Raw genomic sequence first — 21820 nt, 5'->3', positions numbered from 1 at the left:
GATCTCGCCTGGTAGTGGGCATCGTCTTGGTATGAGGCTGGGGGAAGTGGAACGGCTCCGGGGCGAGTTATCGGAGTTCGTTGCCGATGTGTTCGCCTCGGTGCCGCGGCGGGATCAGCGGCGGTGGGGCGAGTGTTATCTGCGGGGCCTGATGCTCGACGGCCGGCGCAAGTCGGTCCAGCCGATGGCCGAGCGGCTGCCGGACGGCAACATGCAGGCCCTGCAGCAGTTCGTGAACCAGTCGCCGTGGGATCCGCTGCCGGTGCGGCGGCGGATCGCCGAGCGGCTGTCTGAGGTGATCACTCCCGAGGTGTGGGTGATCGACGACGTGTCGTTCCCCAAGTGCGGCAAGGCGTCGGCCGGGGTGGCCCGCCAGTACTGCGGAGCGGTCGGCAAACGCGCGAACTGCCAGGTCGCGGTCAGTGTCCATGCCGCCACCGACACCGCCTCGTGCCCACTGCAGTGGCAGTTGTATCTGCCGCGTGAGTGGACGGACGAGCCCGACCGATGCCGCAGGGCAGGAGTCCCCGACGACGTGGTGCACCACGAGAAGTGGCGTCTCGCGCTCGGCCTGCTGGACACACTCGCCGAGTGGCAGTTGAAGGCGCCGGTCGTGGTCGCCGACGCCGGCTACGGCGTCAGCACCCCGTTCCGGCTCGGTCTCCAGGAACGAGGACTGTCCTATGTCCTGGCCCTGAACGGGAAAGAAGTCGCCCACCCGGAGGACGTCGAGCCGCACCAGCCTGCCTATGGCGGGCTCGGACCGCCCACCCTTCCCCGCTACCGCACCCCACCGCGAGCCGTCTGCGTCCTCGCCGCGCAGGCGGGTGCGGAGCGGTTCACCGAGGTGACCTGGAGGCAGGGCAGCAAAGGCGCGATGACCTCACGGTTCGCGGTGCTGACAGTGCGGCCCGCGGGCAAGCAGTCGCTGGCCGCAGCTCAGGAGGCGGGCGGCGGCCGCAACCGCTGGGACGGCGTCCTGCCCGTCCAGACACTCCTCGTCGAATGGCCGGACGGCCAGGACACTCCGACGGACTACTGGATATCGAACCTGCCCGCCGCCACCCCAGTCGCTGACCTGGTGCGGTGGGCGAAGATGCGCTGGCGGATCGAGCACGATTACCGCGAGCTCAAGCATGGCCTCGGGCTGGACCACTTCGAGGGCCGCACCTGGCGTGGCTGGCACCACCACGTCACCCTCGTCACCGCCGCCCAGGCATTCCTCACTCTCCGGCGGCTCGACCCAAAAGTCCGCACACCGGCCTGACTCTCTACCAGGTCCTCGACGTTCTTCAGGACCTGCTGAGGTGCTGGACCGGTACCTGCACTACTTGCGGACGCCCCCTGCCCCGCCCTCGGAGCAGCCGCAGACAGCCCACAACCTAACGAAGCACTACTAGGCAGCGCCGCCGGGCCGCGGTGCTCGACAGGCACCGCGGCCCTCCCGGAGTCGGTCAGCCACTCACCGGCCGGCCGCGGCCCCACGCCCAGGCGAGGCGGTCGGCGCCGGACTGGTTCGTGGTGGCCAGCCAGGGGCGGGACGCGTCGCCGACCAGCTTCTGGATCGAGTAGGTGTCGTCGGTGCGCAGGCCGGGCCAGTACACCGAGCCCATGCCGAGCTTGCGGAACAGGTCCGTGTCGGCCTGGATGAAGTTGACGGAGTTGTCGTCGGGCGTCGGCACGTTGTAGTCGAGGCCCGTGGTCATCGGGGCGCCGAACTCGTCGGCGACGGTCCGGCCCGCGCAGTCGCCGAGACGTTCCTTCAGGTCGGCCGCCCACTGATCGTAGGTGGCGTAGCTCTTCCAGAAGCCGTAGTGGTGCAGGGAGAGGTAGGTGCCCTTCAGGCGCGGGTCGGCGCAGACGGTGGTGACGTGGTCGTTGTAGCCGGCGCCGCTGACGAAGACCCGGTCGTGCGGGACGGACGGGTAGGCAGCCAGCCACTTGGCGGCGAGGTCGGCCCACTCGGCGTCCGTGTAGCCGTGCGGCTCGTTCATCGGCTCGAAGTAGACGTGCGGGTCGTGCCGGTAGGCCTTCACCACGGTGTTCCACATCGGCCAGTAGGTGGCCTCGTCGTCGATGAAGCCGTCCTTGTTGGCGCCGGTGCCCTCCCAGTAGGAGACGATCACCTTGAAGCCCTGGGCCGAGGCCGCGTCGATAACCCCGCGGTACGACTTCCAGTAGGAGCCGTTGACCGTGTACGGGTTGATGGGCAGCCGTACGGTGTTGGCCCCGAGGTTGGCGCGGAACGCCGCGATCACCCGGGTCGCCTTGGCGTAGGTCTGCGCGTAGCTGTCGGAGAGCGACAGGCCGGACAGGACCACCGGGTCGTCGGCGTAGTTGTCGCGCGGGTCGGCCCAGTTGACGCCCTTGAACTGGCTGGTGCCGTGGCCCGGTACCGCGGCGGAGGCGGCGGCGGGGCTGCCGGTGAGGGTCGTGGCGCCGACCGCGGCGATCGCGACCGCCGCCAGGGCGGCGCGGGTACGAGGGTTGATCCGGGTTCCGGCGGGGGTCTTGCGCATCAACGTGCCCTTTCAGGAGACGGCGGCTCGGCGCGGTGGCTCGTTGTCCCGGTCGCGTGTTTACGTGAACATCCGCTGCATGACACAGCGGGAAGATCTCCGTCCGGGCTGGTCACACGGCGATGTTTACGTAAACTCGAAAGCGTCGGAATCGTGGCATCCGCTCCTGCGGCCGTCAAGGTTTCCCGCTCCGTAACATCCGGCACGCGAAGGAGACTTGAGGGGTGAGCCGATGGAGCTGAACGAGCCGGGGCCACGGGTGACGCCGGCCACGGGCGGTGCGCGGCGGGGCGGTTCCGGGGTGCCGGGCGGGCGCCGTAAGCAGCGGGTCTCGATGGCCGACGTCGCCAAGCTCGCCGGGGTCTCCTCGCAGACGGTCTCCCGGGTCTCCAACGGCCGTCCCGGGGTGATCGGTTCCACCCGGGAGCAGGTGCTGGCCGCGATGCGGGAGCTCGGCTACCGGCCCAACAGCGCGGCCCGCGCCCTGCGTTACGGCCGGTTCCACACCATCGGCGTGATCCTGTTCAGCCTCTCCTCGACGGGCAGCAGCCGGACCGTGGAGGCGATCGCCACGCACGCGGCGGCCGAGGGGTACGCGATCACCCTCATCCCCATCGACGTGGCCACGCAGGACAACGTGCTGGGGGCCTTCACGCGGATGGGCGAGCTGGCGGTGGACGCCGTCATCGTCATCATGGAGATCCATCTGCTCGACACCAGCACGGTCCAACTGCCGCCCGGCGTCCATGTCGTGGTCGTGGACTCGGACGCCGGGGACCGCTACAGCGTGGTCGACACCGACCAGGCCGACGGCGCCCGGAAGGCCGTCCGGCATCTGCTGGCGCTGGGCCACCGGACCGTATGGCATGTGACCGGTCCCGGGACGTCGTACGCGGGCCAGCGCCGCACCCAGGCCTGGCGGGCCGAGCTGGAGGAGGCCGGACGCCCGGTTCCGGCGCCACTGCACGGCGACTGGTCGGCCGAGTCCGGTTACACGGCCGGACTCGCGCTCGCCCAGGAGCCGGAGTGCACCGCAGTGTTCGCGTCCAACGACCAGATGGCCCTGGGCCTGCTGCGCGCCTTCCACGAGCAAGGCCGGTCCGTGCCCGCCGACGTGAGTGTCGTCGGGTTCGACGACACGCCCGACGCGGCCTTCTTCATCCCGCCCCTCACCACCGTCCACCAGGACTTCGCCGAGGTCGGCCGCCGCTGCGTCCAGGGCGTCCTGCGCCAGATCCGCACCCGGGACGACTCCCGTCCCGGCACCGATCTCGTCCCGGCCCGTCTGGTGGTCAGGGACAGTACCGCTCCCCCGCGCAGTTCACCGAGGAGCGGATAACCCACCGTCGCCAGGGGTTCCGGATCACCCGGCCGGCGAATGCGCGGTGACGGCGCTCAGGGCGTGCCGCAGGGTGGAGCCGTCCGGCGGGGGTTCGTCCCAGCGGGCGGCGACATGGCCGTCCGGGCGGACGAGGAGTGCTCCGCCGTGCGGGCTCAGCCGGTAGCGGTCGGCGAGTTCGCGGGGCAGCGCCTCGACGTACAACGGCCAGGGGGCGACGGCCTGTCGCTGCCAGTGGGCCGGGGCCGGGGTCAGCAGCGTGAACCATGCGCCGAGCGTGTCGAGCGTGGAGCGGTCGGGGGTGAGCCAGTGGTGGGGCATGCGGTGGCCCGGCTCCGCGGTGGGGACGTACTCGGTACTGGACGGCTCGGGAGCCGGGTCGGTGTGGCCATTGAGCACGGCCTCGGAGCGGTAGGTCGCGCCGAGCACCAGGCCGAGCTGCGCGAAGTACCGTTCCGACCAGGGCAGTTCGACCGGCGCCGAGACACCGCCGCGGAGCTGCTCGTCGCGCAGGCGCTGCACCTGGATCAGCAGCCGGGTGTTCCCGACCGCCTGGCGGAGGGTCTCGCGGGCCACCGGTTGCCGCTCTGTCCCGTACGTTCCCACCAGGGACGGTCCGGCCCAGCCGTGGAGCACGCCGGCCAGCTTCCAGCACAGGTTGTGCGCGTCGGCGACACCGGCGTTCATGCCCAGGCCGCCGATCGGGGGGACCGCGTGCGCCGCGTCACCGGCCAGCAGGATCCGGCCCCGTACAAAGGTCTCGGCGACGGTCGCGGTCATCGGCCAGTGCTGGACCCGCACCACATCGGCCCGTACGCCGGCGCCGGGACCGAGGGCCCGCGAGACGAGGCCGGCCCAGTCGGCGCGCTCGGGGGCGTCGGGCGTGGCGCCGAACCAGGCCCAGCCGCCCTCGGGGTAGAGCGGGGTGAAGGTGCCGTAGGCGGTGAAGTAGACCCCGGCGGGCTGGTGCGCGCACCAGTGGTCCAGGTCGGCGTCGAAGACGACGGTGGTGAAGCTGCCGAGCGCTCCGGGGCCGGTGGTGCCGATGCCCAGCCGCTCGCGGACGGTGGAGTTCGCGCCGTCGGCGGCGAGCACATAGCGGGCGCGGACGCGGGTCTCCGCCCCGTGTTCGTCGTCGGCGAGGACGGCGAGGACGCCGTCCGCCTCCTCCTCCAGGTCGACCAGCTCGGTCCCGAATCGCACCTCTCCCCCGGCCGCGGCGAGCAGGGCGGGCTCCAGCCGGTCCTGCGAGGTGACCACCCCGATGACCGGGCTCTCCGGGACCGGCGCATGGATCCCGACCATCGCGGCGGTGGCGAAGTCGGCGTCGTACAGGGTGTCGCGGAAGCGGACGCGGCCGTACTCGGGGGCGAACGCGCCGGCCGCGATCCCGGCGGCGATCCCGAGCTGCCGGAAGATCTCCATGGAGCGGACGTTGACCAAGCGGGACCGGGGGAAGGGGGACAGCTCCCGGTGTTTCTCGACGAGCAGGGTCGGCACGCCCCAGCGTGCCAGCAACGCGCGGGCGGTGAGCCCGACCGGCCCACCGCCGACGATCAGTACCGGCACCTCGACGTCCGCAGCAGGCATGGCTCCATCATCCGGCGCGGGCCCTTGGCGGCAAGCGCCGCCCGTGCGCGTACACCCGAACGGGTCAGGGCCGGGGGCCGGCCGCATAGGCCGGCGGAGGCGCCATGGCCCGGACGTCCGCTCCCGCTCCGACCCACAGGGCGATGTACAGCGCCGCGGTCGCTTCCAGGAGGCCCGCCCGTTCCAGTCCACCGGCGGCCAGGGGCTCACACCCCGCGTCCCGCACCAGCCGTCGGACCCGCGCGAGAGCCGTCTCGTCGTCCCCGCACACCGGGACGGCCAGCGGCCGGCCGTCGAAGACAGGTGGCCGCATCCGCCACACGTCCTCGTGACACAGGTTGAACGCCTTGACCACATGGGCTCCCGGTGCCGCCGCGGCCAGTTGCCGCGCGGCCGAGGGGCCGCCCTCGGTCAGGAGCCGGAAGCCCGCCCCGACCGGGTTGGAACAGTCGATCAGCACCTTCCCGTCGAGGGCCGCCCGCAGCTCCCGCGCGACCTGTGTCCCCGCGCCGAAGGGCAGGGCGGCCAGCACCACCGGACCGGACTCGGCCGCCGCCCGGGGACCGGCGGCCCGCGCACCGCCCCCGATCCGTGCCGCGAGCCGCTCCGCCCTGCCGATGTCCCGTCCCCCGATGGTCACCTGGTGCCCGGCCCGCACCCAGTGGCCGGCGAGTGCGTCCGCCATGTTGCCCGTGCCCAGTACGCCGATCCGCATCACACGCTCCCCTGCCGCTTTTTCGTTCGTCCGTGCCGACGTTACGGAGCCCGTAGGGCACCATCTGGTACGTGACGACCGACGCCGTTCTCGCCGACTGCCGCGCCCGTCTGGCGTTCGACCTGCTCTCCCACACCTGGAACGCCGTGGTGCTCTGGGCGCTGCGGGACGGGCCGAGGCGCCCGGTCGAACTGCGGGAGCAGATCGGCGGCATCAGCTCCAAGGTCCTCACCGAGACGCTGCGGCGCCTGCAGTTCAACGGGCTGGTGACGCGGCAGGGATTTCCCGGGGCGCCACCGCGCGTGGAGTACCGGCTGACCGCTCTGGGGCGGTCGTTGCTGGGCCCCATCGACGCCGTCGGGGCGTGGGCCTTCGAACATGGTGACGAGGTCATGGCCGCGCAGGAGGCCGGCTGCACCGACGTTCGCGACGGGTGAGGTACGCGGTGCGGGGTACCCGGCCGCCGAACGCGGTGAAGGGCACCGCACGGACGGGGAAGGTCAGGCGTCGAAGCTCCCATGTCCATGACGCATCCTGCCGAGCGCACCCGCAACGGCCGGGGCTGGTTCGAGCGGCTGGCGGAGGCGGCCTCGAACGTCACCAGCTCCCTGCTGTTCATGTGTTTCTGCCTGGCCCTGGTCGGGGCCTTCGTCGCCGTCCACGTCGCGGGCCTCGACGTGAGCTGGCAGCTCCTCGTCGGTGATGTCATGACCTCCCTGAACCTGCTGCTGCTCGCCCTGCTGAAGAACTCCGAGCGCCGCGCGGAACACGCCATCCAGCGCAAGCTCGACGGCATCGCCGCCGCGCTGCTCGATCGGCGTGCGGGTGAAACCCCGGAGGAAGCGGCGGCGGAGCTGCGCAAGGTGATCCGGATGGAAGAGGAGCTCTGACTCCGTCGAGCCCGGTGTGCGGGCCGTACCGGGTGCCGGTCGTGTCCTCGTACCCTGTTCGACGTGTCTCCCACCTGCCTGCATCGTGTCGCCGTCCTCGTGCTGGAGGGGGCGAAGCCCCTCGACGTCGGTATTCCGGCGCAGGTGTTCACGACCCGGGCGAGCATGCCGTACGAGGTACGGGTGTGCGGTGCGGCGCCCGGTCTGGTCACCGGCGGTGACGGGCTGTCGTACCACGTCGCTGATGGCCTCGACGCGCTGGAGTGGGCGGAGATCGTGTTCGTGCCGGGCTACCGGTTCCCGGACCGGGAGGACCCGCCGCGGGCGGTCGTCGACGCGCTGCTCGCCGCGCACGAGCGGGGCGCGCGGCTGGCGGCCATCTCGACGGGGGCCTTCGCGCTCGCCGCGACGGGACTGCTCGACGGCCGGCGCGCCACCACGCACTGGCACTACACGCGCGCGCTCGCCGAGAGACATCCGCTGGTCAGGGTCGACGAGAACGTGCTGTTCGTCGACGAGGGCAGTGTGCTGACGTCGGCCGGCGCCGCCTCGGGGATCGACCTGTGCCTGCACATCCTGCGCGGTGACCTCGGGGTGGCCGCGTCGAACCACGCGGCCCGGCGGCTGGTCGCGGCCCCCTACCGCAGCGGCGGCCAGGCGCAGTACGTGCCGCGCAGTGTGCCCGAGCCGCTGGGTGAGCGGTTCGCGGTCACCCGCGAGTGGGCGCTGCACCGGCTCGGCGAGCCGCTCACCCTCGACGCACTCGCCCGGCATGCGGGGGTGTCGGCACGTACGTTCTCGCGGCGGTTCGTCGAGGACACCGGGTACACGCCGATGCAGTGGGTGATGCGTGCCCGGATCGACCTGGCCCGGGAGCTGCTGGAGCGGTCGGAGCGGAGCGTCGAGCAGATCGCCGACGACGTCGGCCTCGGCACCGGGGCGAATCTGCGGCTGCACTTCCAGCGGATTCTCGATACGACGCCGAGCGAGTACCGGCGCACCTTCGCCAAGGGCGAGTAGCAGCCACCGGACGACGCCGGACGGGCACGTGTTCGCCGGTATCGAGGCCACCGCCCACCGGTGACCGCCCGGGCATGGCGTCGACGCCGTCATCCGGTGCTCTGGCCTTCGTCCTGCGCGCCTCGGTCCCGTTCCGCACTCTCACGGACGCAGCCGTCACCATGCTCGGCAGGGATCCCTTCGAGGCCGGGGGCGGGAGGTCGAACTGCTCCCGGCCGTGCGTGCGACACCGGGCCGAGTCGCTCGGCCACCACTCCCCGCGATGTCCCGGCACGCCGGGCGGCGCAGGCTGCCGCTCGCGTCCTCCCGGTGCGTGCACGGATCAGCGAAGCGGCCGCGGCGATGAGGGCCATGGCGATGGCCAGGGTGAAGACGACGACCAGACCGTCGTGGAAGGGCCGCGCGATCAGATGAGGGAAGAACTCCCGCCCGGTCAGAAGGGCGGTGTCGGCCGCCGGCAGGTGGCCGAGGAGGGCCGGGCCGAGGAGTTGCCGGATGGGGTTGTAGCCGAGGAAGGCGGCGAACAGGACCTCGACCGGTGGCAGCGAGGCGACGTGGTGAGCAGCGGGCGCGGGCACGTTGTGGGCGGTGAGGCCGGAGGTGAGGGTGTGCGGCAGCGAGCCCGCGAGTCCGGCGACCATCAGGGAGAAGAAGACCCCCAGGGACAGCACCATGCCGGCGTTCTGGAACGTGGCGCGCATGCCGGACGCGGCACCGCGGGCGTTCGACGGGACGCTGGACATGATGACCGACGTGTTCGGCGCCGCGAACAGTCCGTTGCCCAGGCCGTTGAGGAAGATCAGGGCGGCGAAGAGGCCGTAGGAGAAGTCCGTGGGCAGCAGCAGGAGCCCGGCGAAGGAGGCGGCCGTCACGGCGCAGCCGGCGGCGGCGAACGGCCGGGCTCCGAATCTGTCCGACAGGGCTCCGGACACCGGCCCGGCGGCCAGGAAGCCGAGGGTGAGGGGCAGCAGGTAGAGGCCCGCCAGCAGCGGAGTGTCGGCGTAGTCGTGGCCGTGCAGGGGCAGCCAGATGCCCTGGAGCCAGATGATGAGCATGAACTGCAGGCCGCCGCGGGCGATCGCGCCGAGCAGCGTGGCGGCGTTGCCGCCGGCGAAGGAGGCGTTGCGGAACAGCCGCAGCGGGAACATCGGTTCGCCGACCTTGGTCTCCACGGCGCAGAAGACGGCCAGCATGAGCGCGCCCCCGACGAGACCGGCGAGCACCCAGGGGTTGGTCCAGCCCATCGTGTGGCCGCCGTACGGCTGGATGCCGTAGGTGATGGCGGCCAGCAGCGCGGTGAGCCCGGCGGCGAAGGTGAGGTTGCCCCACCAGTCGATCCGCCCGGGAGCGCGGGTGCCCGTCTCGTGCAGTGACTTGTACGCCCACACCGTGCCGATCAGCCCGATGGGCACGTTGACCCAGAAGATGGAGCGCCAGTCCCACTCCACGAGCACACCGCCGAGGACCAGTCCGATGAACGAGCCGGAGATCCCGGCGACCATGTTCACGCCGAGCGCCATACCGCGCTGCCGGTCGGGGAAGGCGTCGGTGAGGATGGCGGTCGAGTTGGCCATCAGCATCGAACCGCCGACGGCCTGCACGATCCGCCATCCGATCAGCCACAGCGCCCCGGCCGGGCCCTGGAGCGGGTCGACGGAGAGGATCACCGAGGTGACGGTGAAGATGACGAACCCGAGGTTGTAGACCCGAACCCGGCCCCGCATGTCGCCGAGCCGACCCAGGCCACCACCAGCACGGCGGTGACGAGCAGGTAGCCCATCAGCATCCACAGCAGGTAGTTGACGTTGCCCGGCCGCAGCGGGTCGAGATGGATGCCGGTGAAGATTCCGGGCAGTGAGATCAGCACGATCGACGTGTTGATGCTCGCGATCAGGACGCCGAGCGTGGTGTTGGTCAGCGCCACCCATTTGTAGCGGGGGTGGTCGGCGCCGATCCAGGTACGGCGACCGCGGGCCCGGACGCCGGGGGCGCCGCCTGTGGGGCGGGGACTCGGGTCGGTGGTCACCGGCTCTCCTCCCTCGTCGCTTCCGATGCGGAACCGGCGGTCAGTTCGCGATGGCCGGGCTGCGCGCGGGGGCGGCCCGGAACGCCGTCCACGGGGTGCGGTCGACGACCAGACGGCGCAGCGTGCGCACCTGGCGCGGGGCGTTCCAGCCGAGTACGCCGACCACCCTCCCGTGGTGCCCGTAGGCGGCGGCGAAGTGACCGTCCGACGGATCGCCGTGGACGAACCGCAGCTCCGCACCCGGCGGGAAGATGCCGTACGCCTGGATCCTGGTGTCGTACTGGTCGGTCCAGAAGTAGGGAACGGGGGCATACGGCCTGGCGTCGCCGAGCAGGTTGCCGGCCGCGGCCATGGCCTGTTCGGTGGCGTTCATCCGGTGCTCGAGGCGCATGCGGATGCCGAAGTGCGGGTTGGGCCAGGAGGCGACGTCGCCGGCGGCGTAGACGCCGGGTGCGGCCAGGCAGTACGCGTCGCACTCCACTCCGTCTCCCAGGCGCAGGCCCGAACCCGCCAGCCAGCCGGTCGCGGGCGTGGCGCCGAGGGCCAGGACGACGACGTCGGCCGGCAGCGTGGTGCCGTCGCCGAGTTCCACTCCGGTCACCCGGCCGCTCGCGCCGCGCAGACGGCGTACCGGCACCCCGCGGCGCAGCCGCGTCCCGTGGTCTCGGTGCAGGTCGGCGACGAGTGCGCCGACCCGGTCCCCGAACGGGCGCCGCACCGGGACCGGCTCCGGCTCGGCCACGGTCACCTCCAGGCCCATGGTCCGGGCGGCCGCGGCGACCTCGGTGCCGAGGAATCCGGCCCCGACCACGACCACCCGGGGCCCGGCCCGCAGCGCGGCACGCAGGGCGATCGCGTCGTCGAGGGTGCGCAGGACGTGGACTCCGGCCAGGTCGCTGTCGGGCATGCGCCGGGGAGCCACACCGGTGGCGATGACCAGCGCGTCGAAGCCGATGCTCGCGCCGTCGGCCAGGCGCACCCGGCGGTGCGGGACGTCGAGGGCGGCGGCTTGCTGTCCGAGCCGCAGGTCGGCCCGCAGCCGGGCGAGATCCGGCAGCGAGCGCAGGGTGGCCCGTTCGGGCTCCCAGGCGCCGGTCAGGATCTGCTTGGACAGCGGCGGCCGGTCGTACGGCGGACGGGACTCCGCACCGATCACGGTGAGGGTGCCGCCCCAGCCCCGGCGGCGGATGGCCTCGGCCGCGGTCAGTCCTGCGGCCGAGGCTCCCACGACGACGATCCGCTTCACCGCTCGTCCCCCTGTTCCGCCAGCCAGATGGCCTGGGCCGGACAGAGGGCGGCGGCCTGCCGGACGTCGTCCTCGACACCCTCGGGCGGGGTCGCGGCGAGCAGGACGACGATGCCGTCCTCCTCGCGCTGGTCGAACACGTCCGGCGCGCTGAGCACGCACTGGCCGGAGGCCACACACTTGTTCTGGTCGACGATCACCTTCATCGGATTCTCCTTTCCTGTACGGCGGTCGGCCGCGGTCACCAGGTGACGGGCAGCTCGTAGACGCCGTAGACGTTCCCGTCGTGCTTGAACGGGATCCGGTCGAGATCCGCCGCGAGCCGCAGCGTGGGGATACGGCGGTAGAGGGTGCTGTAGACGACCTGCAGCTCCACCCGGGCCAGCGGCTGGCCCAGGCACTGGTGGACGCCGAAGCCGAAGGCCACGTGGTGGCGGGGGTTGCGGTCGACGTCCAGCCGGTCGGGAGCGGCGAAGGCGGCGGAATCGCGGTTGGCGACGTCGTTGGCGAGGACGACGCCCTCGCCGGCGCGGATGGTCACGCCGCCGGCCTCGATGTCCGCCAGGGCCACCCGGCGGCGTCCGCTGTGCACGATGCTGAGGTAGCGCAGGAGTTCCTCGACCGCCGAGGCGACTGTCTTCGGGTCGTCGCTCTCGCGCAGCCGGGCCAGCTGGCCGGGGTTCTGCAGCAGCGCCAGGGTGCCCAGCGCGATCATGTTCGCGGTGGTCTCGTGCCCGGCGATCAACAGCAGCATCCCGGTACCGGCCGCTTCGGGCCTGGGGAGTTCACCGGTCCTGACCCGCTCGGCCAGCGTGGAGAGCAGGTCGTCGGCCGGGTGGGCCAGCTTGGCGCCGATCAGCCGGTCCAGGTAGTCCATCAGCTCCTGGGTGGCCACCCGTGCCTGTTCCACGGTGGTGGTACGCCTGATCAGGATCTTGCTGTTGGCCTGGAAGAAGTCGTGGTCGGCATACGGCACTCCGAGCAGCTCGCAGATCACCAGTGACGGCACCGGCAGCGCGAACTCCTGGACCAGGTCCGCCGGCCTCGGCCCGGCGAGCATGGTGTCGATCAGACCGTCGACGATCTTCTGGACGGCCGGCCGCAGCGCCTCCACCCGCTTGATGGAGAAGGCCGCGGTCACCATCCGGCGCAGCCGGGCGTGCTCCGGATCGTCCATGGAGATGAACGCCCGCGCCAGCTTCCGGCGCTCCTTCATCGCAGGGCCCTGATGGGGGAAGTGCGGGTGGGTGCTGTCCGAGCTGATCCGGGGATCGGCCAACAGCGCCCGTACGTCCTCGTAGCGCGTGACCAGCCACGGGGTGCTGCCGTCCCACAGCCGGACCCTGCTGACCGGGGCCCGGTCCTGCAGGGCACGCAGGGTCGGCGGCGGGTCGAACGGACAGCCGGCCGCCCGGGGCATCGGGTAGTCCGGCACGTCCGTCGGCAGCACGTCGGTGCCAGGTGCCGAGTAGTTGGTGCTCATGGGTTCTCCGCCCTCTCCGGAAAGGTGGTTCGGGAGGCAGGTCCTGCCTGCAGGAGGAGACATCGAGGAGCGGGCCCGGAGGTTCAGGCCGCCGGCGGTCCGCCGCCGTCCTTGGTGGCGGACCGCTGATCCGTCCCGAGCATGCGCCGGACGATGGGCATGACCGTGTGTACGGCCACTCCCAGCACCTGCACGTCGTGCTCGGGCAACCGGGCCAGCAGTTCGGCGAGCCGGGCGTCCCCCGCCCGGCGGTGCTCTGCCAGCAGCTCGCGTCCGGCGTCCGTGATGGCGACGAGGCGGACCCGCCCGTCCTCGGGGTCGCTGACCCGCGACGCCAGGCCCTGGGCTTCCAGCCGCTGCACCAGCACGGTCATCGACGGCTGGGTGACCCCTTCCGCCGCGGCCAGCGTGGTCAGCCGGATCGGGCCCTCCCGGCCGAGTTTGCCGAGCGTGGCGGCGGTGGTCAGGCTCATGCCCTGCCAGGTGGCCATGAGGTGCCGGACCAACCCGGTGGTCAGCTCGTGCAGCGCCGCCGCCACCCGCTCGGCTCCTTCTTCGGATGTCTCATCCATACCCACCTTCATAACACGATCTATATACAACGTCTATATAGATTAGGTAGCAGATGTCCACATTTTCCAATGACCCAGTCGGGACCGGGAAGCGCGGTGACGGCATGACACCTGCCCAAAACTGGGACATTTCATAATCTACATAGACAAACTATATAGATAGTGCTATAGATAGTGGCGAGCCCATAGAGGCGCCGGACGGAGAAGGTGATGACCGTGACCTGCGCCTACGCCCCATCCCTCGCCTGGCCCCTGATCCACCACCCGGAAGCCGCCGGCGAGGCCCGTCGGATCACCAAGGACGTACTCGCCCGATGGCAGGTCGCCGACGAGCCGGCCGACTCGGTACTGCTGGCCGTCTCCGAACTCGTCACCAACGCCGTGGAGCACGCCGAGCCACCCCTGAACCTCAGGCTGAGCCATGACCTGTACACCCACCGCGTGCACATCGAGGTCTCCGACGGCGGCCCCGCCGCCACGGACGGTGACTGGGCGGCCGGTTGCACCCCCGACGAGCACGGCCGCGGCCTGGAGATCATCGACTTTCTCACCACCGCACACGGCGACCGTCTGGAACGGGGCCACGCGATCCACTGGGCCGACGTGCACACCACCGCCTGACCGCGTCCCGGCGCTTCCGCATCCCGCGACCGGGTTGGCGGGATCCTTTTGAACCGTGGCGATCTCGCCGCTGTCGTGGGTGGGTACGGCCAGCGAACCTGGTGGCATAGCGAAGGGACACCACTTATGACTCGCATCGCCATCAACGGATTCGGCCGCATCGGACGCAACGTGCTGCGCGCGCTGCTGGAGCGGGACAGCGACCTGGAGGTCGTCGCCGTCAACGACCTCACGGAGCCCACCGCTCTCGCACGCCTGCTCGCCTTCGACTCGACGGCAGGGCGCCTCGGCCGCCCGGTGACCGTGGACGGGGACGTCCTCGTCGTCGACGGCCGTCGTATCAAGGTGCTCGCCGAGCGGGACCCGGCGCAGCTGCCGTGGGCCGCTCTCGGCGCGGACATCGTGCTGGAGTCGACCGGCCGCTTCACGTCGGCCAAGGCGGCCCGCGCCCACCTCGACGCCGGCGCCAGGAAGGTCCTGGTCAGCGCCCCGTCGGACGGTGCCGACGTGACGCTCGCGTACGGCGTGAACACCGATGCCTACGACCCGGACACACACACGATCGTCTCCAACGCCTCGTGCACGACCAACGCGCTCGCGCCGCTGGCCGCCGTGCTCGACGAACTCGCCGGTATCGAGCACGGGTTCATGACCACGGTGCACGCCTACACGCAGGAGCAGAACCTCCAGGACGGGCCGCACCGCGACCCCCGTCGCGCCCGTGCCGCCGGTGTCAACATCGTGCCCACCACGACCGGCGCCGCCAAGGCGATCGGCCTGGTGCTGCCGAACCTCGACGGCAGGCTGTCCGGCGACTCGATCCGGGTGCCGGTGCCGGTGGGCTCGATCGTCGAGCTCAACACGACGGTCGCCCGTGACGTGACACGCGACGACGTGCTGGCGGCGTACCGTGCCGCCGCGGAGGGACCGCTCGCGGGCGTCCTCGAGTACTCGGACGACCCTCTGGTCTCCTCGGACATCACGGGCAACCCGGCCTCGGCGATCTTCGACTCGGCCCTCACCCGCGTCGACGGCCGCCACGTCAAGGTGGTCGCCTGGTACGACAACGAGTGGGGCTTCTCGAACCGGGTGATCGACACCCTCGGACTGCTCGCGCGCTAGCGGGACGAGCGGAGCGGCCGGCCGTCGTCGGCCGGCCGCTTCGCGGTGCTCCTCAGCTCGCGGCCCCGGCGGGATGTGCCGTCGCCTCCGCCGTCGCCTGCCGAGCCCGTGCCGGACGGATCCCGATCAGGGCCACGGCGATGACCGCGGCCACCAGCATCCCGATCCCGCCGACGAGGGCGCAGGTGTGCAGGGCGTCGGTGAAGCTCGCGCCGTAGGCGGCCTGGGCCTGGCCGGTGCTCTCGGGGGTGTTCAGGTGCAGGAAGGCTCCGGCCTGGATACCGACGCTGGAGACCAGTCCGCCGACCTGCCCCTGGTCGGCGGGGCTCAGCCCGGACGAGGCGAGGTGTCCGGGCAGGGTGGCCAGGGTGCGGTGGGTGAGGATGACGCCGAAGACGGCCGGGCCGAGGGCGCTGCCGATCTGGCGGAGCGCGCTGTTGGCCGCGGCGGCGGTGCCGCCGAGCCGGTGCGGCAGGGCGTCCATGGCGATGGTGGTGATCGGCGCCATGGCGAGCGCGATGCCGATGCCGAGCACCGCGATGACCAGGGCGGCCTCGCCGGTGCCGGTGTCGGCCTGGAAGACGTTCATGATGAGGGCACCGATCCCGCCGATCACCAGACCGGTGACCAGCAGCAGGCCGGGCGTGACCCGGTTCATCAGCCGCCCGACCAGCGGGCCGAGCACCACCGTGAAGCCGTTGATGGCGATGAGGCGGATGCCGATGTCCAGGGTCGAGGCGTGGTGGACGAGCCCGAAGTACTCGCTCAGCGCGAAGACCAGGCCGACCTGGGCGAACAGGGTGACGGCCATGACGAGCGCCGCCCCCGAGAACGCCGCCGACTTGAACAGGCGCATGTCCAGCATCGGGCAGGGGGAACGGAGTTCCACGAGCACGAAGCCGACCGCACCGCCGGCGGCTGCCACGAAGGCGATCACGGCCTGGGCCGACGACCATCCGTCGCTGCCGCCCTCGATGACGCCGTAGACCAGTCCGGTGATGGCGACGATGGCCAGGAGCTGCCCGGGGATGTCCAGGTGGCGTTCGCGCTCCGCGCGGGAGTCGGTCAGCACGAGGGCGCCGATCACCGCGGTGGCCACGCCGACGACGAGCGAGGGCAGGAAGATCCACCGCCAGCTCGCGTGCTCCACGATGACGCCGTTGACGACCGGGCCGAGGGTGAGTCCGAGGCCGAGGGCGGCCGTCCACAGGGCTATCGCCCGGGCACGCTTACGGGGGTCCGGGATCACATGGCCGATCAGGGCCAGCGTGGACGGAAGCAGCGCGGCCGTGCCGACGCCGGTGAGCGCCTGGCCGACACAGACCTGGACGACGCTGCCGGCGGTCAGGCACACCACGCAGCCGAGGCAGAACAGCACCAGCCCGGCCAGATAGGTCTTCTTACGGCCGTACAGGTCACCCACCATGCCGCAGGTCAGCAGCAGTGCCGCGGTCGGCAGGATGAAGGCGTCGGTGATCCACTGGAGCCCGACGGTGGAGGCGTCGAGTGCCTGTTGCATGACCGGAAGCGCGACGGAGACACCGACGACGGGCAGGTAGGAGACGAACACGCCCAGGCAGGCCAGCACGACGGTGGCCGTGATGTGCCGGGTGCCCGTGTCGGGCGGCGCGGACGGGGACGAGGCAGGAGAAGGCATGGCCACAGGGCACCTCGAAGCAGTGGAGTGACAGGGCGACGTGCTGGGGCGGTGACCGGCGGCCCGTCGACTCCCGATCGACTGGCGCACCGCGGCTCTACCGCCGGTCCGACAGCGCGGACCCGGTCATGTCGATCCCGTCGGCCGGCCGCGCGGCGCCTGCGCGGTGGGTTCGGCCGGAATCTCCGTTGACGTGGGCCAGTTCTGTCGGGGCGAGCGTTACGGACCGTATACCGAGGCGTGGCCTGCGGAGATGCCCTTGGGCCTGCAACCTAAGGTGAACGCCGCTGACGCCTGGCGGGTGGGCGGCTGGAGAGCGTTCGCGGTGGGCGGCGCGCCTACTCGCTTCGGGACAGCTCCGCCCGCAGCGCGGTCACCTGCATGTCGAGGGCGAATTCGAAGCGTTCGTCGAAGGTGCCGGCGGTGAGGTGGGCGGAGGCCTCCCGCAGGGCGGGGAATTCCGCGTCGCCGAAAGCGGTCGCGAGATCGGGCGCCTCGGCAGACTGGGCCTGCTGTTCCTGTGTGATGCCCAGGATCAGATAGAACACCGTCCAGTTGGCCCAGGCCGCGGTGCGCGGCGCGAACCCGGCGTCGAGAAGGGTCTGGATCATCGTGTCGGCGAACCGGTAGGTGTTGGTCTCGGTCGTGGCGAGCCCCGCGATCAACCGCGCCGCGTCACGATGCGCCAGGATCGCCCCGCGGCACCAGCGGGCCAGCGCCCGGACCCGCTCCTCCCACGGAACGGGCAGGGCGTCGGTGTCCAGGCCCGCGAGGACGGCGTCCGACATGAGGACGAGCAGTCGCTGCTTGCTGTCCGCGTGCCACCGCACCGTGTTGTGCCGTACGCCCAGCCGGTCGGCGACGGCCCGCATCGTCACCTTGTCCAGGCCCTCCTCGTCGAGCACGTCCAGTGCCGCGTCGACGACCGCCGCACGACTGACGACCATGGTGCCTGCCTCCAGGACCTCTCTTGTCCAGTGGGAAATACCCCGCGGGGAATATACCCCGGCGGCGATACGCCGACCGGGGCGCCGGAGAGCTCGACATCCGCCACCGACAGGGCGAATCGGCTGGTCAGCGCCGCCCCGGGCGCCTCGGTATTCATCGCACGGCAGACCCTCTTGTCCAATGGACAACGTCAGACCGCGCGAGTATTGTCCATTGGACAAGAGAGGAGTGGGTCATGCTCATCGATGGCGATTTCCTCCCCGTCCCCGCGGTGCGGGGCGAGGACCGGGTGATCCCGGTGCACGATGATCGGCCGGGCCGCACAGGGTGGAGGCGACGGTGACCGACGTGCAGGTGATCGTGCGCCAACTGCGCTGGGAGGCCGCGGGGGTGGTCTCGGTCGAGTTCTCCGCCGCGGACGGGTCGGAGCTGCCGCCCTGGCGGCCGGGTGCCCATGTCGAACTCAGGCTGCCCACCGGGATCGTACGGCAGTACTCGCTGTGCGGGTCTCCGGACGACCGGTCGCGCTATCGCATCGGGGTACTGCGAGAGCGGGCGAGCCGGGGCGGGTCGGAATACGTGCACGCCTTTCTGCGGCCGGGGCAGCCGGTGCGGCTCCGCGGGCCGTCGGACAACTTCGGTTTCCGGCAGGAGAAGGCCTATCTGTTCATCGCGGGCGGTATCGGGATCACCCCGATCCTGGCGATGGTCAGACAGGCGGTCGCCTGGGGCGTACCGTGGCAGCTCCTCTACGGCGGCCGCACCGCCGGCTCGATGGCCTTCCTCGACGAGCTGGCCGGCCATCCCGACAACGTCCGGCTCTACCCCCAGGACCGGGGCGGTCGGATCCCGCTGGGCGAGTGGCTGGAGCGGCCGCGCCCCGACACCGCCATCTACGCCTGCGGCCCGGAATCCCTGCTGACCGCGGTCGAGGACGGGGCCGCGCACTGGGCTCCCGGCTCGGTGCGCCTGGAGCGGTTCCGGCCGCGCCCCAAGCCGGTCCGCCCCGACGCCGAGATCGAGGTGGTGTGCGCCCGGTCCGAGCGCACGGTGACCGTGCCGGCGGGCCGGAGCATCCTGAGCGCGCTGGAGGACGCGGGTCTGCCGGTGACCGGTTCCTGCCGCGAGGGGGTCTGCGGCACGTGCGAGACACGGGTCCTCGACGGCGAGCCCGACCACCGCGACGACATCCTCACCGCCGAGGACCGCGCCGCCGGCGACCGCATGTACCTCTGTGTGTCCCGCGCCCGCGGCGAACGCCTCGTCCTGGACCTGTAAGGACACCCGAGCCACTGCCAGGAGGGCCGCCATGAGCCGCCACGACGACACCCGTGCCGCGCCCGCGGCACGGACCGCTGCCGACGACTACCACCCCATCGCCATGGACCGCGTCCGGGAGATCATCGGATACCCGGCACCCTTCATCGCGGACAAGAAGGAGGACCACCTCGGCGAGTTCACCACCAGGTTCATCGCCCACAGCACGTTCTTCTGCCTCGCGACGGCGGACGACGCCGGGAACCTCGACATCAGTCCCAAGGGCGATCCTCCGGGAGCCGTACGGGTCCTCGACCCGTGGACCCTGGCCATCCCGGACCGTCCCGGCAACAAACTCGCCGACACGTTCGAGAACCTCACCCGCAACCCGGGGGTGGGCCTGGTGTTCCTCGTGCCCGGACTGCGCGAGGTCGTACGCGTGAACGGGGACGCCTTCATCAGCGACGACCCCGAGCTGCTGAGCATGCTCGGTGCCGACGGCAGGCCGGCCGTGCTGGCGACCGTCGTGCGCGTGCGGGAGGTGTTCTCCCAGTGCGGCAAGGCGGTGGTCCGCTCGAAGCTGTGGGAGGGCGACCCGCGCCACCTCGCCGACGCCGTCCTGCTCGGCGGCGACTTCTTCACGATGCATGTCGCCGAGAACGCCGCCAAGATGGCGGACAACCTCGGCGACCAGCTCGGGCAGCTCACCGCGATCGCCGAGCAGCAGTACCGGGACAACCTCTACTGAACAGCCTGCTCAGTAGGACGACCCCAGGCTCTGCGTCGTGTACGCGCACTCCGTGTAGATGTAGCCGTAGCGCAGTTTGGCGGTGTCGGAGCCCGGGGAGGCCGTGCTGTCGTTCTTCGGTTTGTGCACGAAGTACGTGGTGCCGGGCGGCAGGCTGATCGTGCGCTGCGGATAGTTCTTGCCGCTGTCGCTGCACGGCTCCCATCCGGGCAGGAGCGAGCTGGCGAACGAGTACGCCTCGCAGCTGCCGCACGCGCCGAGGGTGAAACTGCCGGTGACCGGGCCGGTGTACAGGACGGTGATCTCGTCGGGACTGTCGTTCCTGACGGTCACCGAGATGCCGCCGCCGGATGCCATGGTGGGCAGCTTCCTGCCGGCGGCCGGGAGCGTCTGGGCGACCTCCGCGCCGATGGAGATCTTGCGGGCGCGGTCACGGTTCTTGTCGTGCGGGCTGTCGGTGACGAACTGCTGCATGGTCGCCTGCGCCTGCGCGTAGTCGCCGTCCTCGTACTGCTTGACACCGCACGTGTACTTCCCCGCGTCACCGCTGCGGTCGGCCCGGCCGGCGACCTTGACCAGGCCGTCGGCCTCGGCACTGCCCCCGTCCGACAGCTGGGTGATCTGGGTGTTCAGCGTCTCCAACTGCTTGACGGCGCCGCAGGGATCCTTCCCGGAGACGGCCTTCGCCGCCTTCTTCTCGGCCGCGTCGACGGCGGGGACGACCTTCGCGGCCTGGCCGGAGTCGGGGAAGGTGTCCAGGAGCTCGCCGAACCGGGGGACCCAGTCACCCTCGCCGTCGGCCAGGCCGCCCGCTCCGCACTGGTACAGCGAGGTGGCCAGCCGGTCGTCGGGCCAGTGGGTGAGCGTGCCGAGCTGGTCCCTGGGCATGGAGTTGGGCACCGTCCGCAGGTATTTCAGCGGTTCGACCGCCGTGCAGTAGTCCTTGTGACCGTAGGCCGCCGCGACCGTCGTGTAGTACGTCTGCATACGGTCGGGGACCTGCCCGGCGGCCCGCGAGCCGGAGTGGTGGACCGCGAGGTCACGGTAGACGGCCAGGGCCTCCTGGTAGGCGGACTTGGCGGTGGCGAAGTCCTTCTGCCCGGCCGCGTCGACCCGCTTGTCGGCGGCGGCGAGGCGTTCGAGGAGCGCGCGTTCGACGGCTTCCTTCTGGGCGCTGTCGTACCAGAGCGCGCCGCCCACCGGGACGGCGAGGAGGACGACGCCCAGCACGAGTGCGACGGGCCGCTGCCCCGGCCACACCAGCCGGGTGCGCAGGCCGACGGACGCGCCGTGCAGGGCCGCGAGCAGCAGGAACACGGCGTAGACGACGAGCGCCGAGCCGGGCACGCCGTCGGCGTCCGCGGGCAGGGCGACGAGCAGCAGGACGGCGGTCGCCGCCAGACACGCGGCCAGCGGGATCCATCTTCGGACGAGCAGATAGCCGAGGCCGAGGCCGGTCAGGTTGAGCAGGGCCACGGCGGTGGCGCGCAGGGCGTCCGGCGGGGCGGGCGGCGGACTCGACGGCATGGGCGGCACGAAGGAACCCGGGAGCCGGAAGCCCGGCTGCGAGTACCCCGGGCCTGCGAAACCCTGACCGGGCAAACCCTGGTCCGGGATCCCGAAGCCGGGAGCTCCTTGAGCCGGCGCTCCCTGGGGCGCCGGCCCCTCATGCGCAGGCCCCTGATGCGGCGGTTCTTGGTTCGGCGGCCCCTGATGCGGACCGTAGGCATCCCCGGACATGGCGGCCCCCCACCAATTGCTGCCGAATCCTTCGGAATTGACAGCGTACGGCCAGGCGTGCGAATTCGACAGTGCCCCGGACGCCCATCCCGCCTCCCGAGTGGCCGACATCGTTGTCCGGCCTTCGCATGGACGGCAACTCCCGTAGCCGCTGGGGTACTTGGGAAGCAGGCGTTGACCGTCGACGTGCCGCACCGACAAGGAGCAGGAGCCGTGGCGGCACCCTGGGCCCCCTAGGCCGTTTCTGATGGCTCTTGGTTGGGTGGGTGGATCTCGTGGTTGGCCGGGCAGGACGCCCGTATGGTGCGGCGACACGAGCTCACGGAC

General features: G+C 71.4%; 19 protein-coding genes and 1 pseudogene. 9 read left to right on the top strand and 11 right to left on the bottom strand.

Annotation, left to right across the window (positions count from 1 at the left end):
• Positions 1-31 precede the first annotated feature (31 nt).
• Entirely contained in the window at positions 32-1267 is a 1236-nt protein-coding gene (locus ACGFZQ_RS51870) for an IS701 family transposase (protein ID WP_393846457.1), read from the top strand.
• A 187-nt stretch (positions 1268-1454) separates the two neighbouring features.
• Here ACGFZQ_RS51870 and ACGFZQ_RS51865 read toward each other — a convergent pair whose 3' ends face one another.
• Entirely contained in the window at positions 1455-2519 is a 1065-nt protein-coding gene (locus ACGFZQ_RS51865) for a glycoside hydrolase family 5 protein (RefSeq protein ID WP_393846456.1), read from the bottom strand.
• A gap of 232 nt (positions 2520-2751) precedes the next feature.
• On the opposite strand from ACGFZQ_RS51865, the gene ACGFZQ_RS51860 reads away from it, so the two are divergent.
• Positions 2752-3858: a LacI family DNA-binding transcriptional regulator gene (locus tag ACGFZQ_RS51860; RefSeq protein WP_393846455.1), complete on the top strand. Its 1107-nt coding sequence runs from the start codon at positions 2752-2754 to the stop codon at positions 3856-3858.
• A gap of 24 nt (positions 3859-3882) precedes the next feature.
• Here the strand turns inward: ACGFZQ_RS51860 and ACGFZQ_RS51855 are convergent, their stop codons facing one another.
• Together ACGFZQ_RS51855 and ACGFZQ_RS51850 are read right to left on the bottom strand one after the other, a co-directional pair.
• Positions 3883-5448 carry an FAD-dependent monooxygenase gene (locus tag ACGFZQ_RS51855; protein ID WP_393846454.1) on the bottom strand — a complete coding sequence of 522 codons (1566 nt, stop codon included), beginning with the start codon at positions 5446-5448 and terminating at the stop codon, positions 3883-3885.
• Between the two features lie 64 nt (positions 5449-5512).
• Entirely contained in the window at positions 5513-6163 is a 651-nt protein-coding gene (locus ACGFZQ_RS51850; RefSeq protein ID WP_393846453.1) for an NADPH-dependent F420 reductase, read from the bottom strand.
• Positions 6164-6234: 71 nt separating this feature from the next.
• Here ACGFZQ_RS51850 and ACGFZQ_RS51845 point away from each other — a divergent pair, with 71 nt between their 5' ends.
• The 3 genes from ACGFZQ_RS51845 (at position 6235) to ACGFZQ_RS51835 (ending at position 8073) form a co-directional block, all read left to right on the top strand.
• A complete protein-coding gene (locus ACGFZQ_RS51845; protein ID WP_382544862.1) occupies positions 6235-6600 on the top strand; it encodes a winged helix-turn-helix transcriptional regulator in 366 nt (121 codons plus the stop codon).
• A gap of 87 nt (positions 6601-6687) precedes the next feature.
• Positions 6688-7053 (top strand): hypothetical protein, encoded by a 366-nt coding sequence (locus tag ACGFZQ_RS51840; protein ID WP_393846452.1) that lies wholly within the window; start codon positions 6688-6690, stop codon positions 7051-7053.
• Between the two features lie 63 nt (positions 7054-7116).
• Positions 7117-8073 (top strand): GlxA family transcriptional regulator, encoded by a 957-nt coding sequence (locus ACGFZQ_RS51835; protein WP_393846451.1) that lies wholly within the window; start codon positions 7117-7119, stop codon positions 8071-8073.
• Between the two features lie 89 nt (positions 8074-8162).
• Here the strand turns inward: ACGFZQ_RS51835 and ACGFZQ_RS51830 are convergent.
• The 5 genes and pseudogenes from ACGFZQ_RS51830 to ACGFZQ_RS51810 form a co-directional block, all read right to left on the bottom strand.
• A pseudogene (locus tag ACGFZQ_RS51830) lies at positions 8163-10099 on the bottom strand (MFS transporter).
• A 40-nt stretch (positions 10100-10139) separates the two neighbouring features.
• The gene (locus ACGFZQ_RS51825) at positions 10140-11345 is read right to left on the bottom strand and encodes an NAD(P)/FAD-dependent oxidoreductase (protein WP_393846450.1); all 1206 of its coding nucleotides are present in this window, start codon (positions 11343-11345) and stop codon (positions 10140-10142) included.
• The gene (locus ACGFZQ_RS51820) at positions 11342-11551 is read right to left on the bottom strand and encodes a ferredoxin (RefSeq protein ID WP_351734741.1); all 210 of its coding nucleotides are present in this window, start codon (positions 11549-11551) and stop codon (positions 11342-11344) included. The genes ACGFZQ_RS51825 and ACGFZQ_RS51820 overlap by 4 nt, the downstream gene beginning before the upstream one ends.
• Before the next feature lie 35 nt (positions 11552-11586).
• Positions 11587-12828 carry a cytochrome P450 gene (locus ACGFZQ_RS51815; RefSeq protein ID WP_393846449.1) on the bottom strand — a complete coding sequence of 414 codons (1242 nt, stop codon included), beginning with the start codon at positions 12826-12828 and terminating at the stop codon, positions 11587-11589.
• Between the two features lie 83 nt (positions 12829-12911).
• A complete protein-coding gene (locus tag ACGFZQ_RS51810; protein WP_393846448.1) occupies positions 12912-13400 on the bottom strand; it encodes a MarR family winged helix-turn-helix transcriptional regulator in 489 nt (162 codons plus the stop codon).
• 210 nt (positions 13401-13610) lie between these two features.
• Between ACGFZQ_RS51810 and ACGFZQ_RS51805 the strand changes: the two genes are divergently transcribed.
• Positions 13611-14021 carry an ATP-binding protein gene (locus ACGFZQ_RS51805; protein WP_393846447.1) on the top strand — a complete coding sequence of 137 codons (411 nt, stop codon included), beginning with the start codon at positions 13611-13613 and terminating at the stop codon, positions 14019-14021.
• Positions 14022-14147: 126 nt separating this feature from the next.
• Positions 14148-15143 carry a type I glyceraldehyde-3-phosphate dehydrogenase gene (gene gap, locus ACGFZQ_RS51800; protein ID WP_393846446.1) on the top strand — a complete coding sequence of 332 codons (996 nt, stop codon included), beginning with the start codon at positions 14148-14150 and terminating at the stop codon, positions 15141-15143.
• Positions 15144-15195: 52 nt separating this feature from the next.
• Here gap and ACGFZQ_RS51795 read toward each other — a convergent pair whose 3' ends face one another.
• Entirely contained in the window at positions 15196-16800 is a 1605-nt protein-coding gene (locus tag ACGFZQ_RS51795) for an MFS transporter (RefSeq protein WP_393846445.1), read from the bottom strand.
• A gap of 338 nt (positions 16801-17138) precedes the next feature.
• Complete coding sequence (locus ACGFZQ_RS51790) at positions 17139-17747, bottom strand: TetR/AcrR family transcriptional regulator C-terminal domain-containing protein (RefSeq protein WP_393846444.1); 609 nt, start codon at positions 17745-17747, stop codon at positions 17139-17141.
• Positions 17748-18087: 340 nt separating this feature from the next.
• Here ACGFZQ_RS51790 and ACGFZQ_RS51785 point away from each other — a divergent pair, with 340 nt between their 5' ends.
• Positions 18088-19026 carry a PDR/VanB family oxidoreductase gene (locus tag ACGFZQ_RS51785; protein WP_393846443.1) on the top strand — a complete coding sequence of 313 codons (939 nt, stop codon included), beginning with the start codon at positions 18088-18090 and terminating at the stop codon, positions 19024-19026.
• Between the two features lie 31 nt (positions 19027-19057).
• Positions 19058-19753 carry an MSMEG_1061 family FMN-dependent PPOX-type flavoprotein gene (locus ACGFZQ_RS51780; protein ID WP_393846442.1) on the top strand — a complete coding sequence of 232 codons (696 nt, stop codon included), beginning with the start codon at positions 19058-19060 and terminating at the stop codon, positions 19751-19753.
• 9 nt (positions 19754-19762) lie between these two features.
• Here the strand turns inward: ACGFZQ_RS51780 and ACGFZQ_RS51775 are convergent, their stop codons facing one another.
• The gene (locus tag ACGFZQ_RS51775) at positions 19763-21280 is read right to left on the bottom strand and encodes a hypothetical protein (protein WP_393846441.1); all 1518 of its coding nucleotides are present in this window, start codon (positions 21278-21280) and stop codon (positions 19763-19765) included.
• Between the last annotated feature and the right edge of the window lie 540 nt (positions 21281-21820).

Origin of the sequence: Streptomyces sp. NPDC048254 (assembly GCF_043201895.1) — a bacterium.
GTDB lineage: Bacteria > Actinomycetota > Actinomycetes > Streptomycetales > Streptomycetaceae > Streptomyces.
Note: the sequence above shows the minus strand (reverse complement) of the source record. Positions and strands in the feature narration are given on the sequence as shown.